Annotated in this window: 16 protein-coding genes; 15 read left to right on the forward strand and 1 reads right to left on the reverse strand. The window is 43.9% G+C overall.

Annotated features, from left to right (window positions below):
* Positions 1–12 precede the first annotated feature (12 nt).
* From ACUN27_RS08655 to ACUN27_RS08720, 14 genes are all read left to right on the forward strand, one after another.
* A complete protein-coding gene (locus ACUN27_RS08655) occupies positions 13–978 on the forward strand; it encodes an aldo/keto reductase (protein WP_315952003.1) in 966 nt (321 codons plus the stop codon).
* Positions 979–1,019: 41 nt separating this feature from the next.
* A complete protein-coding gene (locus ACUN27_RS08660; protein WP_445558750.1) occupies positions 1,020–1,256 on the forward strand; it encodes an amidohydrolase family protein in 237 nt (78 codons plus the stop codon).
* Between the two features lie 6 nt (positions 1,257–1,262).
* Entirely contained in the window at positions 1,263–1,865 is a 603-nt protein-coding gene (locus ACUN27_RS08665) for an amidohydrolase family protein (protein ID WP_445558751.1), read from the forward strand.
* 12 nt (positions 1,866–1,877) lie between these two features.
* On the forward strand, positions 1,878–2,651 hold the full coding sequence (locus ACUN27_RS08670) for an SDR family NAD(P)-dependent oxidoreductase (protein WP_315952001.1): 774 nt from the start codon (positions 1,878–1,880) through the stop codon (positions 2,649–2,651).
* A gap of 30 nt (positions 2,652–2,681) precedes the next feature.
* Complete coding sequence (locus ACUN27_RS08675) at positions 2,682–3,596, forward strand: fumarylacetoacetate hydrolase family protein (RefSeq protein WP_445558752.1); 915 nt, start codon at positions 2,682–2,684, stop codon at positions 3,594–3,596.
* A gap of 97 nt (positions 3,597–3,693) precedes the next feature.
* A complete protein-coding gene (locus tag ACUN27_RS08680; RefSeq protein ID WP_445558753.1) occupies positions 3,694–4,422 on the forward strand; it encodes a (Fe-S)-binding protein in 729 nt (242 codons plus the stop codon).
* Positions 4,419–5,936 (forward strand): LutB/LldF family L-lactate oxidation iron-sulfur protein, encoded by a 1,518-nt coding sequence (locus tag ACUN27_RS08685; RefSeq protein WP_445558754.1) that lies wholly within the window; start codon positions 4,419–4,421, stop codon positions 5,934–5,936. The genes ACUN27_RS08680 and ACUN27_RS08685 overlap by 4 nt, the downstream gene beginning before the upstream one ends.
* Positions 5,929–6,654, forward strand: coding sequence for a LutC/YkgG family protein (locus tag ACUN27_RS08690; RefSeq protein WP_326061231.1), 726 nt, complete (start codon positions 5,929–5,931; stop codon positions 6,652–6,654). The genes ACUN27_RS08685 and ACUN27_RS08690 overlap by 8 nt, the downstream gene beginning before the upstream one ends.
* Positions 6,655–6,964: 310 nt before the next feature.
* Complete coding sequence (locus ACUN27_RS08695) at positions 6,965–7,840, forward strand: ATP-grasp domain-containing protein (protein WP_445558755.1); 876 nt, start codon at positions 6,965–6,967, stop codon at positions 7,838–7,840.
* Between the two features lie 34 nt (positions 7,841–7,874).
* Complete coding sequence (locus ACUN27_RS08700) at positions 7,875–9,485, forward strand: RCC1 domain-containing protein (RefSeq protein ID WP_315951994.1); 1,611 nt, start codon at positions 7,875–7,877, stop codon at positions 9,483–9,485.
* A gap of 477 nt (positions 9,486–9,962) precedes the next feature.
* A complete protein-coding gene (locus ACUN27_RS08705; protein WP_315951993.1) occupies positions 9,963–10,358 on the forward strand; it encodes a GNAT family N-acetyltransferase in 396 nt (131 codons plus the stop codon).
* 53 nt (positions 10,359–10,411) lie between these two features.
* Positions 10,412–10,735, forward strand: coding sequence for a hypothetical protein (locus tag ACUN27_RS08710; protein ID WP_315951991.1), 324 nt, complete (start codon positions 10,412–10,414; stop codon positions 10,733–10,735).
* 68 nt (positions 10,736–10,803) lie between these two features.
* Positions 10,804–11,352 carry a GNAT family N-acetyltransferase gene (locus tag ACUN27_RS08715; protein ID WP_445558756.1) on the forward strand — a complete coding sequence of 183 codons (549 nt, stop codon included), beginning with the start codon at positions 10,804–10,806 and terminating at the stop codon, positions 11,350–11,352.
* 378 nt (positions 11,353–11,730) lie between these two features.
* Positions 11,731–12,006 (forward strand): hypothetical protein, encoded by a 276-nt coding sequence (locus ACUN27_RS08720; RefSeq protein WP_315951988.1) that lies wholly within the window; start codon positions 11,731–11,733, stop codon positions 12,004–12,006.
* Between the two features lie 64 nt (positions 12,007–12,070).
* Here ACUN27_RS08720 and ACUN27_RS08725 read toward each other — a convergent pair whose 3' ends face one another.
* Entirely contained in the window at positions 12,071–12,973 is a 903-nt protein-coding gene (locus tag ACUN27_RS08725) for a helix-turn-helix transcriptional regulator (RefSeq protein ID WP_445558757.1), read from the reverse strand.
* Positions 12,974–13,110: 137 nt separating this feature from the next.
* Here ACUN27_RS08725 and ACUN27_RS08730 point away from each other — a divergent pair, with 137 nt between their 5' ends.
* Complete coding sequence (locus tag ACUN27_RS08730; protein WP_445558758.1) at positions 13,111–15,003, forward strand: beta-L-arabinofuranosidase domain-containing protein; 1,893 nt, start codon at positions 13,111–13,113, stop codon at positions 15,001–15,003.
* The last annotated feature ends 136 nt before the right edge of the window (positions 15,004–15,139 follow it).

Here is a 15,139-nt window from a genome sequence, read left to right on the forward strand (position 1 = left end):
GAGGAATACGCCATGACGAACGCATTATTATCCAAAAGACCGCTTGGCAGTACGGGCTTACTCATATCTCCGCTATGTTTTGGAGCCGCTCCGCTTGGAGATATGCCGGAAACCTTTCAATACAGCACGTCGGAGGAACAAGCATTAATGACGTTGCGCACAGCCTTCGAAAGCCCAATCAACTTTCTGGATACGGCTGCGGCTTACGGCGAAGGCGAGAGCGAACGGCGAATCGGTAAGGCCATTCATGCGAATGGTGGTCTTCCCGCAGGTTACGTGTTGGCCACCAAAGCCGACCGGGACCTTAAGACCGGCGACTTTAGCGGCGAACAGATTAAACGTTCCATTGAAGGAAGCCTCGAACGACTAGGACTTGATCGTCTGCAATACGTTTACATCCACGATCCTGAACATACCACCTTCGAGAATGTGATGGGACCCGGCGGACCGTTAGAAGTACTGCAAAAGTTTCAAGAGCAGGGGGTCATCGATCACATCGGGATATCCGGTGGACCGATCGATATGCTCATTCGTTATGTCGAAACGGGAGCGTTTAGTAGCGTTGAAACCCACAATCGATATACGCTGCTCAACCGGGCTGCCGAACCTTTGCTTGATGTTGCGAGTCGTATGGGCGTTGCGGTTATTAACGCTGCTCCTTATGGCAGCGGCATACTCGCTAAAGGTCCGGAAGCATACGCACGTTATGCCTATAGCGAGGCCCCGCCACTCTTATTAGAAAGAGCGCGTAATTTCGCCAAGGTTTGCTTGGAATACGATGTTCCGCTTGCCGCAGCCGCCCTTCAATTTTCACTTCGCGACCCGCGAATCGCAAGTACGGTCGTCGGCATGAGTAAACCGGAACGGATAGCCCAAACGTTGGAACTCGCGAATTACCCGATTGCCTCTGAGCTATGGCCGGCGCTTGATGCCTTTGGCTATGATATGGAAGATCCCGAAGAGAATCGTTTTGCTTAGAGTACCGAGTGAGATAAGTTCAAACAAAGGAGCTTCCGCCCATGATCATAGACGCCCATCAGCATTTCTGGAATTTGGAGAAGGTTGCCTACCCTTGGTTGGATCCGTCTTACGGATCGATATGCCGCAGCATTGAAGCGGATGAGTTGGAACCACTGATTCGCAAGGCGGGTATTAACAAAACGGTCATCGTGCAAGCTATGAACTCTTATGAGGATACCGAATATATGTTAAAGGTAGCCGCCGAAAGAGAATGGGTAGGCGCGGTTGTTGGCTAGGTACCTTTGAACATTCCGGAAGTGGCGGATAAAAAGCTGCAGGCATATGCCGCCAATCCTTACTTCAAAGGGGTTCGCCATCTGATTCACGAAGAGAAGGATCCAGATTGGGTCATCCGTGATTCGGTGATGGAGGGACTCCAGATTCTCTCTTCTTTCGGCTTGACCTTCGATATCGTGGGGGTGTTCCCGAATCATTTGAAACATATCCCTTATTTGGCTGAGCAAATACCGGATCTTAGAATGGTCATAGACCACTTCGCCAAACCACCGATCAAGGAAAAGCAAATGGGAGCATGGGCGGACCAATTTGCTGCTGCGGCTCAGTACCCGAACGTGTATGCCAAGGTATCTGGCTTGAATACGGCAGCGGATTGGCATACGTGGAACTCAGAAGATTTGAGACCCTATATCGACTATGCGTTAACGCATTTTGGGGCGGATCGCCTTATGTTTGGAAGCGATTGGCCAGTAGCCAACTTGGCGGGGGACTTTGAGAAAGTCTGGGAGCAAACCAATCAGGCAATTGCCGATTATTCGGAAGATGAAAGAGCTGCCATATTAGGCGGAACAGCTGCAAAATTTTATGGCATTCAAGCTGAATCATAGAGGAGTGGACGTATGCGATTACAAGATAAGATAGCTTTAATCACGGGAGCTGGGTCAGGTATCGGGAAAAGCACGGCTTTGCTTTTTGCACAAGAAGGCGCGACGGTTATCGTGAACGACTTGGATGAAATCAAGGGCAAAGAAACCGTGAGCGAAATTAAGGACAAGGGTGGCGAAGCGCTATTTCTCCACGCGGATGTAACAAATTCTGAGCACGTCAAGACGATGGTGGAAGCGGCTATTGCTGAATTTGGACGCATCGACGTTCTGTTTAACAATGCCGGAATCAGTGGCGTCGGAGCTGTGCATGAAATTGAGCCGGAAGCTTGGGACCGGATTATGAGCATTAACGTAAAAGGCGTGTTCCTGCCTTCGAAATATGTGTTGCCCTACATGATGGAGCGTAAAGCAGGCTCAATTATCAACATGTCCTCGTGCGTAGCGGAAATTGGACTTGCGCGCAGAGTTTCTTATGCTGCAACGAAGGGAGCCGTACTTGCTTTAACCAAATCGATGCAGGTTGATTATGCAGCCTACAACATCCGGGTGAATGCGCTTCTGCCGGGTACGATCTTTACACCGTTCGTAGAGAACTATTTGAAGACTTCCTATGACGATCCTACAGCTGCCATCGAATCCTTAAAACAACGCCAGCTCAGCGGTGAACTGGGCAAGTCAGAGGATGTTGCTAAGGCGGCATTGTTCTTGGCATCTGATGATTCCAAGTTTATGATGGGTTCTCCGCTCTACATTGACGGTGGTGTTGTTTTCGGCAAGAACGCCTAACAATAGCTAGATGGAGGAGAATATTTACGAATGAAACTACTGACATTTAACGACAACGGCCAATTTAAGCTTGGTATTAAAACGGAAAAGGGCATTTTGGATGTCGCCGCAGCCATCGAAGGAATGGCTTCGGACCAAATGAGCAGCTTGTCAACCACGCTACATGCTGTCATAGAAGGCGGAACGGCGGCGGTTGCGCAGCTGCAGCGTCTTGTGAACCTCGTGATGGAAGCAGGCTCAGAGGGAGAAGCATATTTGCTGGATGAGACTCACATTCAATATGGACCCTGTGTGACGAACCCAAGCAAAATTATTTGTGTAGGGCTTAACTATCGCAAGCATGCTGAAGAAACCAATGCGCCGATTCCGGAGTATCCGATTCTTTTTAATAAATTTTCGAACACGTTAACTGGACATGGTGCTGAAGTTCCACTGCCGGAGAAAGTGTCGTCGCAAGTTGATTACGAAGCAGAGCTTGTGATTGTGATGGGTAAAAAAGCTAAATATGTGGAGAAGGAGCATGCATTAGATCACGTATTCGGCTATTGCAATGTGAATGACTTGTCCGCGCGAGATTTGCAAATGAGAACGCAGCAATGGCTGCTTGGTAAATCATGCGATGGCTTCAGCCCGTTAGGACCATTCCTTGTTACCGCAGATGAAGTAGGAGATCCGAACAATCTGGATATTCGCTGTATCGTCAACGGTGAGGTTAGACAGCATTCCCATACATCCGATATGATTTTTTATTGCAACGAGATTGTCAGCTACATCTCTCAACACATGACCTTGCTTCCAGGTGACATTATCCTAACAGGAACGCCTGCCGGCGTTGTGTTAGGTTATCCGAAGGAGAAGCAGTTCTATTTAAAACCGGGAGATGTTGTAACCATAGAGATTGAAAAATTGGGTTCGTTAACCAATACGATGGTTGCTGAGAAATAGTAGAATAAATAGTAAGAACCTCGATCGTTGAGGTTCTTTTACTTTACATATCTGACAATCTGATAGAGATATAGTTCATAAAGATGAGAGGTGCACCATGAAAGTATCATTATTTATTACTTGTCTTAGCGATGCCATTTATCCCCGAGTAGGAGAAGCGATGGTGCGGCTTTTAGCCAACTATGGGGTTCAGTTGGAGTTTCCAAACGTTCAAACTTGCTGCGGTCAACCAGCTTATAACAGCGGGTATTGGGATGAAGCACGGATAACAGCCAAAACCATTCTCAAAGCATTTGAAGATAGCGATTTTGTTATCTCTCCTTCGGGTTCATGCACCTACATGATTCATCACTATCCGAATCTCTTTCAAGATGATCCTGTTAATTTGGAGAAAGCGATAGAGCTTCAGAGAAAAACTTATGAGTTTACTCAGTTCCTTGTGCAGGTGTTGGGGGTTACTGATCTGGGGGCGGTGTTTCCTCATAAAGTCACCTATCATCCATCCTGCCACGGAAGCAGGCTTCTTGGTGTCAAAGATGAGCCGTTGGAATTACTGAAAAACGTCCAAGGTTTACAATTTGTTCCGCTTCCTTTTGCTGAAGATTGCTGCGGGTTCGGCGGGACTTTTGCTGTAAAGATGGCCGACATTTCAGGAGCTATGGTCTCAGAGAAAGTGAATCATGTGAAAGAAACGGAAGCGGAAGTTCTCGTCGGTCTCGATATGGCATGCTTAATGAATATCGCTGGCAACCTGCGCTTTCGAAATGAACCCGTTAAAGTGATGCACTTGGCAGAGCTGCTGCATGAAGGAGTGAATCGGGCTTGAGTACGACTAATTCTGCTGCTTCGAGCGTTAAAGAACGTGCGGATCTGGCGCTTAACGATGAGTTTTTGCGCAATGCTGTGCGCTTCACGACTGAGCGTCTGCGCGGAGGTAAGAAGAAAGCTGCTGAAGAACATGGCAATTGGGATGAGTGGAGAGAAAGAGGTCGACAAATCCGGCTGCACACGATTGCTCATCTGGATTATTATTTAAATTTGTTTGCGGATAACGCTCGTGCTAATGGAGTTCATGTCCATTTCGCTGATACATCGGCTGATGCGGTGAAAATTGCTCTGGCGATTGCGGAACGTAAATCTGCAAAGTCGGTTGTAAAATCAAAGTCAATGGTAACCGAAGAGCTTCATCTAAATCACGCGCTTGAATCTATCGGGATAGAAGCTATCGAGTCGGATTTAGGTGAGTATATCATTCAACTCGCGGGAGAAACGCCTTCCCATATTATCATTCCGGCCATTCATAAGAACAGATACCAAATTGCGGATTTGCTCTCCAAAGAAGCGGGAGAGACGCTGCCTCCGGATACTTCGATTCTAGCAGGTTTTGTTCGTAAGAAGCTGAGGGAGAAGTTTCTTGAAACCGAAATCGGGATGACAGGCTGCAACTTCGCGATTGCCGAGACCGGGTCCATGGTGCTGTTCGAGAATGAAGGTAACGCCCGGATGGTAACGACAGTTCCTAAGACGCAAATTACGCTAATGGGTATGGAGCGTATTATTCCTTCCTGGACTGATTTGGAAGTCATGGCAACGCTTCTGCCGCGTTCGGCGACAGGTCAGAAGCTGACGGTGTACATGTCAGGGATTACGGGTCCAAGAAGAGAACAGGATGCCGATGGTCCTGAGGAAATGCATATTATTATTGTCGATAACGGACGTTCTTTGCAGCTGGGAGATCCCGAATTTCAAGAATTGCTGAATTGCATCCGCTGCGGCGCTTGCTTGAACGCTTGTCCGGTGTACCGGCATATCGGAGGACATGCTTACGGGGGGACATACAGCGGCCCGATCGGCGCCGTATTGACTCCTGCGCTAAAGAAAAACGTGGCTGAGTGGGACGATATTGCGAATGCCTCCAGCTTATGCGGGGCTTGTTACGAAGCGTGCCCCGTCAAAATCCCTCTGCACGATATGCTTGTTTCTTTACGGCGCCGTAAAGTGGAGAGCGGCCATGGCAACAAGATTGAAGCGATTGGCATGAAAGGCTTCTCGGCGGTTATGAGCAACTCGGGCCGTTTCAAAGGTATGCTGAAGCTCGGCAAGATCGGTCAAAAACTTGTCGTCCGTAATGGAGAGATCCGTACAAAGCTGGGTCCGCTCAAAGGCTGGAACTCGTATCGGGTAACACCAAGTTTGCCTGAAAAATCGTTCCGTGAGGGGTGGGGGACATTGGAGGCGGAATTGCGCCAAGGGTTGAAGGAGCTGGATCCGGAAGTACGCCAACGCATGGAAACCATTGTCAAGGAAAGAAAAGCCGGAGGAGGGCATGAACATGGCTGATACGCATCAGGAATGGTTAGATCAGCTTGAAGCGGAGTCACGTGCGAAACAGAAATCATTTATAAATGGCGTCGCTAGCAAGCTTGGTAGAGCACGGGTGACTGAGAAACCGGCTCAGCCTTACCGAGGGGCACCTGATTTCTGGCAAGCCTTCGAGTGGCCTCTTGAAGAGAGAATTGAGAGATTTGCGGAAAATTTCCAAGCTGCTGGCGGATATGTCGCTCGTTTATCTTCCATGGAAGATGTTAAACAATTCATAGTGAATAAAGCACAGGAAATGAGTGCTAAATATATCATCCGGCAAAACCAATCTGAGCTTGATGCTCTTGATTTGGAAGGAGTGCTAAAAGGCACTAACGTATCGGTTTGGAACCGTGAGCCGGAGACTCACTGGAAAGCCCGCGCGGCTGAAGCGGATTTTGGTATTGTGATGGCGGACTACGCTACAGCGTATACAGGCTCCATGACAGTCCTGTCATCTCAGGACAAAGGAAGATCGGTTAGTTTGCTCCCTACAGTATTGATGGCTATTATTCCGGTAGAAAGACTGAAAACACGTTTAGGAGAAACATTGGTTCACTTCGATCGTGCGGGAAATGAGAGCCTGCCTGCGGGTATTCATTTCATCTCTGGACCAAGTCGTTCGGCTGATATCGAGAATGACCTGACCATTGGGGTTCACGGACCCGGTATTGTGTACGCTTTGATTGTGGGGTAAATAAAGCAGCGGCAATCTGGGACTCTGGACTCTTATTCCAAAGGTGAAGCGGGTTGTGTATTTTTGGGATGGGCGAATGATTGAGGTTGGATAGGCTGAGGGCCGGGACTCCGTTGGGGTTCCGGTTTTTGATTTTTTATTATGGCTATGGGATTAAACTAACTGGGAGGATAGTCTTATCTGATTCACGAATATGTAAAACATTTAGGGAAGTATGCAAATGTAACGTTAGTTGAAAATTCTGCAAGTGCAAGATTAAATCCAATATGGGGGTCGAGTCTGTATGCTTCTGATTTTTTGTTCAGATCCGATGAATAAAAATGCAGTTGACTTTGATTATGAGAAGGAATTCTCTATAGCTAAATCTCTTGGATTTTCTATCCTGTTAATCAGTCTTGAAGAGTTATTGGAAGGCAATACTGACAAGGCTCTAAGTAAAATTAATGCAGTTGAATCTCATGAATCTGCTCTATATAGAGGCTGGATGATGAAGCCCAAGAACTATGAAGACTTCTACAACGGATTACAAAAGAAGAATATATTTCTCGTTAACAATCCTGATGCATATAAGAATGGTCACTGGTTTCCCAATTCCTATGAAAAGATTAAAGACTATACTCCTTATAGCAATTGGATTCATATTGAAAACATGAAGAATGATTTTGATCAAATCTATAGGAATCTGTCTGAGTTTGGGAGCAAGCCAATTATCATAAAGGACTATGTGAAATCTAGGAAACACGAATGGAACGAATCTTTTTTCATACCGAATGCTTCGGATAGAAATCATGCAACCACTGTCATCAAGAATTTCATTAATCGACAAGGTGAACACCTTAATGAAGGCATAGTACTTAGAGAGTTCGTGAATCTTGAAAAAATATCTATCCATTCCAAGAGTCGGATGCCACTCTCAAAGGAATATAGATTGTTTTATTACCAAAAACAATTTCTTTTTCAATTCGATTATTGGGAAGATATTCATTACGATGATGAGAAACCTGATTTAACGATTTTCAATCATCTTGCTCAGAATATGGAAAGTAACTTTTTTACGATGGACATCGGAAAAACAGATTCTGGAGAATGGATAATAATTGAAATTGGGGATGGGCAAGTATCTGGCTTGCCAATTGATTCAGATATTCTGGGATTTTATACATCGATTAAAGAGCTTAAGGGTTGATTCAAGTAGGGCAGAAATCATAGGAGGAAGAATTGTGGTTCAGGTTAATAAAATAACAGCAAAATTATTTACTGTTTCTTTTTCCGTTATTATTTTTGCAAGTTGCTTTCTAACAGATATAACCTATGCAGAAACAGATAAAGGCGATATACGCCAGATATCCTCGGGTGATTGTTATAATCTAGCATTACTTAAGGATGGAACGGTTTGGGCTTGGGGGGATAATACATATGGACAGTTAGCAGATGGAACAACCGGTAACGGTCAATTTTCAATAAACTATCGAGCGAAACCACAGAGGATTTCAGAATTAACAGATGTCACTTCTATCTCCGCAGGGACCAACTTTGCAATTGTTGTAAAAAAAGATGGAACCGTTTGGTCATGGGGACATGGTCACACAGGACAATTGGGCAATCAAGAGAACATGGAATTATCTCCAATAGACCTGCAAGCAAGGTGGTTAAAATATGATGAAACCAAACCGGTACAGGTGAAAAATGTAAACGATGTTGTCGCTGTTTCTGCAGGAGCATCTCATGTTCTCGCCTTAAAAAAGGATGGAACGGTCTGGGCATGGGGAAGTAATATGGTTGGACAGATTGGAAGTGGGGATTCTCGTACAATCCATTCGACCGCAGCTCAGGTGAGTGGTCTAAGTGATGTCATTCAAGTTGCAGCAGGTATAAATCACAGCCTAGCACTTAAAAAAGATGGAACGGTGTGGGCATGGGGGCTGAATGAAGATGGTTCCCTTGGGACAGGTGGAAGAGATAAAGGAAGTTATCTTCCTGTACAAGTTAAAATAACGAGCAAGGTTAAAGAAATTATGACTCTTGGAAGAGGTTCAAGTGCTGCTATAACCGAGGAGGGATCTGTCTTTCAATGGGGGCCAGATATATTTAAATTGAATGGTCAGAATCAATCTTTTATTCATTCTATTCCGGAGCTAGTACCCACTCTCTCTGACGTAAAGACGATACTGCTTTCCTCTCAGATGAATTACGCGGATCATTCTATAATCATTTTGAAGGAAGATGGATCCATTTGGGGGCTTGGAAAGAATAATCTAGGTCAAATCGGCAATGGCACTTACAAGGATGTGTCGGAATTAACGCTTAATTCTAAAATCAATTCCATAATTCAAATTAGTGGAAACCGTTATTATTATGACGGCACACAAACGGTAGCATTAGATAATAATAGTAACGCTTGGGCTTGGGGGTTCAATCAGGTGGGGCAAGTAGGCCCAGGAGGATGGAGTTTTGATGAACCCATTAAAGTGGGCATACCCTCAATTATTAAAGTAAGGTTGAATGGGGAAATATTATCTTTTCAACAATATCCAGACATAATTAATGGAACCACTATGGTACCGCTTCGAAAAATATTTGAGTCGCTCGGAGCAACCATTCAATGGGAGAGCACTACACAGACTATTTCAGCAACAAGAGGAAATGTAACGGTGAGGCTTTCGGTCGATTCAGAAACGGCATTTATCAACGATGAAAAAGTGCTCCTAGATCAAGCTCCATTAATTAAAAATGACTCTACACTTGTTCCATTGCGTTTTATCACTGAATCTTTCGGCGGACAAGTTATATGGGATGAGAATAACAAGCTTATTGATTTAAAGATACCTTGATTCGTGGCAAGGGTGCATGGGTTAGATTTAGTTAAAGTCGACAGTCTACACTTTTGAGAGATTACTCTTAGGAGCTTGGAGGTTTCTGATATCTTTTTAACTAGTAGAATTAAGTCGATTGTATTAAACCACAAATTAAATTTTCTTGTATTATGTGTATCTTTGTTGGTTGCATTATACTTGTTCTTTTTTATTGTGCCATATGCTGATAAAAAATGGTTTTTGGTTTAGCCTGCAAAAGGAGGCGCAATATTATGGTTAATGATCCCGACATTAATTTTCTTAATAATTGCGCTGCCGATAAGCCTCTATAAAGGCATGAAGAAGGACAGTGAAAATAAAGGTTAATGGTTGTTGGTTCAAAATGGAGCAGATTGCCTCGGACCGGCAACTGTTCCTTTTTTGTTGAAGTAACGGGCAGCATTGCGCCAACAATTGCTTCTTAACAACAATGAATTGCAAAGGAGAGATGGTCAATTGAATCAAGAGATAGTCATTAATTTATCGTTAGAGCACCATGAAGTGCCAACTTTAAGAGAGCTAGTGGGTTGGGATGGTAGGCATTCTGATTATCCCATTTTATTTGAACGCTGCAATTTCTGGGCCGGACTTAGGGATGAGAAGAATGAACTAATAGCATTTGGTTATATTGCTGGAATGGGATTGCAGCACGGATATATGGAAGATATTATTGTGCATCCTCAACATCAGAGAAAAGGGATAGGTCAAGCTTTAGTAAAGAAATTACTTCAAGAGGCGGAACGTTTTGGGTTAGAGATTGTAACATTGACTTACGATTCTAAACATACTACGTTTTACTCAGATTGTGGGTTTGTTCCTTGTCCCGGCGGAGTCTGGAGGAGAAAGGACTAAACGCAGATAACTCCTAAATAAACAATCAGAATAAAGAAACGAGGATTAAATTGATGAATACTGAAGAAGATCAGTTTCTAACTTACATAGGTGATTTTAGGATACATGATAGTAAAATCGAGTGTATTTACTGGGAGGACAATATCCTCTCGGTAACTTTAAAAGGTTATGAAGGAGGTGCAATATTAATAAAGTTCACTGGAGTGCAAACCGTTAATTCCAACAGACCACTCGGAATGATGCTTTATGCAATCAGTGAGATGAGTAAGAGCGGGCCTTATCGTAAGTTTCTCTTTGCAAACTGGCGTGACGATGACGATGCTTCTCTTGAAATCATTTCTGAAGACGTAGAGGTTCTGTATTCAAATAATGGGTAACGCTAACGGAAGGAAAATGGGATAATTACAAATAAGATAATAAAAAAGCTATTGAGGAGGGAGATGAAATGAACAAAGTGATCGAAATCAATGAATTAGCGTTGTCTGATATGGATCTAGCTTACCAGGTATTCAGGCGATCTATTCCCAACGCCTTTGAGCAGGAAGGATTGGTAGCGCTCACAGAAGTGATCGCGCGAGAGATCGAAGGCAAGAGACGTATGCTGCACGATGCTTTGCATACAGTGGGCGAAGCGGTCCGATTTCTTGTTGCCCGTATGGACGATAATATTGTCGGCGTCATTTCATTTGGGCCCTGCAATGATGATATTATCAAATGCACCGACGGTCGACTAAAGAATGTTGGTGAACTGGGCAGCTTGTATGTGTTGCCAGAATATCAGGGGCGGGGAATCGGCTCCGCTCTAATTAGAGCGATGGCTAACAAATTGGCTGAACAAGGAATTGATAGTTTTTGTCTGGATAGTGGTTACCGGCATGCTCAAGCTAAATGGCTAAATAAATTCGGTCAGCCTTACACTACTGTGCAAGATTACTGGGGGCCGGGTTCTGGGCACATGGTCTGGTTCTGTAAAGTTGCCAATTATGTGGGCTAGTTTGTAAGTCCAGCATTTTTCGGAGGATGCACATGTATCCCGAATCGCTGTACCCATACTCTCCAAAAAATCTATGAAATGAAAAACATACCCTTATTGGTCACATCCGGTTACACACGCTGAACAACCAAGGAATTGTGGGAGGACTGGAAATATTTCACGCTCATCTGAATGTTCAGCGAATGATACTTACTAAAACAGCGGCAGTCAAAGGACATTATTTTCTCGTCCAAGGCTACCGCTCTTTCTATCTTTGGTCCAACTCATCAACCTTAACTAGGAGTTGTATTTGTTAAAATATCCCTTTACAAATGGGCCTTTTCAGATATACTAAGGAATGGTAATTATATATAAAGATGGTTAAGGGGGAGTTTTAAAATGTCGATGGAAACAACAAGCTTTGGGTTAGATCAAAGAGAAAAGGTTATGACGGTGAAAAATTGGCTAATTACTAGCTTAATTTTGATGATCCCAATCGTCAATATCGTCATGTTATTTATTTGGGCATTTGGTGACAGTGCAAACAAAAATAAATCTAATTACGCCAAAGCGAGCTTATTGATGGCTCTTATTTTTATTGTATTATATGCTATTATTGCAATTGCCTTCTTTTCTATATTCGCAGATATACTGAGCAAAAACACTACTTTTTAAAGAATACCAGTACTTGATGGCCTTACGAGAAATCGTAGGGCCATTTATTTTAATATGATGCAGTTTAACGGTTTAGCAGTATCTTCATACTCTTATTCTTGTAGAAATTACTCATATACGAAGAAGGAGATTCCCCTATTACTTTTTTAAAGACACGGCTGAAATAGTAAGGATTCCTGTAGCCTAATCGCTCACTAATCTCAGATACATTGAGAGAAGTGTTTCGCATCCAGTCAATCGCTTTGTTAATTCTTAATTTCGTATGAGCTTCAATAATGCTTAGTCCTGTTTGAGTTTTAAAGGTTGCTGATACGTAACTATAGTTTAAATTCAGATGGCTGCTTAGTTGGGTAGAGTCAAAGTCCTCGTCGATATGCTGTTTAAGAAAAGCCATCACTCGCCCAGCGACAGCTTCGCCTTTGCCTGAATTTTTTGTAGATTGGCTATGTTCCTTTGTTGCTTTGTGAAGTTCCAGAAACATCTGATACACTTGAATGCTTAGTTGGACCATACCATGTTCCTTGGGTTTTCCAAAATCCTCCACTAACAGATGTAATCTGTTTTCTAAGGTTCGATGAAAAGGCGAAGTTCCATGCTTTGGCAGAGGGAATCGGTAGGCATAGTGATCAGGATAAAAGAAGTCGATTTCGGGTAGAGGGGATTGATCTTTATAGGAAGAGTAGTCATCTACAGGTGAATTGAAGTGAATCCAATACCAAGATGTTCCTGGCAAAGTTTCAGGGCGCCCCCAATGATGAAGTCCTTTTTTCAAAAACAAGTGTTCCTTCTCATGAATGATATACTCCACTGTTTCCTCAACGACCTGCATGCTCCCCTTGGTCACAAATACGAATACATCAAAGTCTAATAGGCGATCGTGATGCGTATACACCTCGTCAACTTGATTCCATCCAATATCCCTGATCATGGGAAACCGATCACCAGTTAAATAAACGAACGGATCCATCTTGCATGCCCCCTTACATTGCTTGTACTTAGAATATACCCAAAGAAAGTATATGTAAAATAATGTTTTATGCATTCTTCTCAATACCTATTGGGGTTTAAAATATTCTTAAGATACAAAAAAATGGAGGTATCCCATTGCATATAACTAAAATGATGGATTATCAGGTAGGACGAGTTAAACTGTCGGCGGGTCCGCTTGCGGCTCGTTTTGAGCTAAATAAAAAGTATGTCATAAGCTTAACGAATGAAAATCTACTTCGTAATTTCTATCTGGAGGCAGGTTTGTGGAGTTACAGTGGAAATGGGGGGACCACAAGCGCGACTACGACGAGCATGGACGGACCCGAACATTGGCATTGGGGCTGGGAATCACCGACTTGTGAGTTGAGGGGACATATGATGGGGCATTGGCTGTCTGCAGCAGCCCGCATTTATGCGCAAACCGAAGATTTGCTGGTTAGAGCTAAAGCGGATCACATCGTCCAAGAATTGGCGCGTTGTCAGGAGGCGAATGGGGGAGAATGGCTTGCTGCGTTCCCAGAGTCTTACATGAATAGAATAGCCAAAGGAAAGTATGTCTGGGCACCGCATTATACGATTCATAAACTTTTGATGGGGCTATACGACATGTATGCAATTGTTCAAAATAAACAAGCGCTCGATTTAATGCGTGGTTTAGCTTCTTGGTTTTACCGCTGGACGGGGCTGTTTAGCCGAGAACAAATGGATGACCTCCTTGATTTAGAAACAGGTGGCATGTTGGAGGTCTGGGCAGACCTATATGGTATAACACAGGATGAAACACATCTCGCATTAATCCATCGGTACGATCGCCGCCGTTTTTTTGACGCCTTGTTATCAGGACAAGAGGTATTGACGAATAAGCATGCCAATACGCAGATTCCTGAAATTTTGGGAGCTGCTAGGGCGTGGGAAGTAACGGGAGAAGAACGTTTTCGGGAGGTTGTGGAGGCGTTCTGGGCATGCGCGGTTACGAATAGAGGATATTATTGTACGGGGGCTGGAGATGACGGTGAATTATGGGTGCCTCCCGGTCAGATGGCGGAAAGGATGGGAGTTGGACAGGAACATTGTGTGAATTACAACATGATGAGACTTGCCCATGTGCTGCTCAGATGGACAGGAGAACCACAATATGCGGACTACTGGGAGAGAAGATTCTATAACGGAGTTCTTGCTCACCAGCATGGAGAAACAGGCATGATTTCGTATTTTCTAGGTGTCGGCGCGGGGAGTCATAAGAAGTGGGGCACCCCTACACAGCATTTTTGGTGCTGCCACGGTACGCTTGTTCAAGCGAATGCCTCTTATGTGCAGCAGATTTTCATGGAGGATAAGGATGGAGTGGCTGTGTGCCAGTGGCTGCCAGCCGAAGTTAATCTAAGTCTAAACGATAGTCCAATTACCATTCATCTTAAGCAGGACGGGCAATATGGTGTCTATCCTTTGAATAACTGGAATGTAACGGGAATGACGGCCATAACCAAAATTGATATGCCACCAATCCCTGTACATCGCCCTGATCGATTTACGTATAGTTTGACGATTACTTGTGACAAGGATGTTGAATTTACATTAAAACTTAGAGTCCCAAGATGGGTAAGCAATGAGCCCATTATTTACGTGAATGGCGTCCAACTTACAAATCCAGTAAGGCCTCAATCGTTCATTGGAATTCGTAAAACATGGAGTAATGGGGATACCATACAAATTGAGTTTCCTAAATCATTAACAACCGAGCCACTTCCTGGCGCAGAAAATATGGTAGCTTTTATGGATGGCCCGATTGTTTTGGCAGGGTTAATTGAACGTGAACATCGATTATATGGTAACCCTGCGTTGCCAGAGACTATGCTCGTAGCAGATCGGGAAAGAAATCACAGCTGGTGGAATGTGGGCTATTATCGAACGAAAGGACAGGACGTGGGTATACGTTTTATCCCTCTATATGAAATTAAGGATGAGACATATTCCGTTTATTTTCCTGTTGATCAGGTCCCCAAATAAGTGCGGCTTCTTGACAACGACATCCATAAGGATGGCGTTGTTTCTTATATCTTAAAAAAGTGCACTTCCACATGCAATATCATCGCTCGTTTCGTGTGTGAATTCTGTTAAAATGGACTTATTCTATAACGAAAGC

It is taken from the genome of Paenibacillus sp. WC2504 (assembly GCF_052682475.1).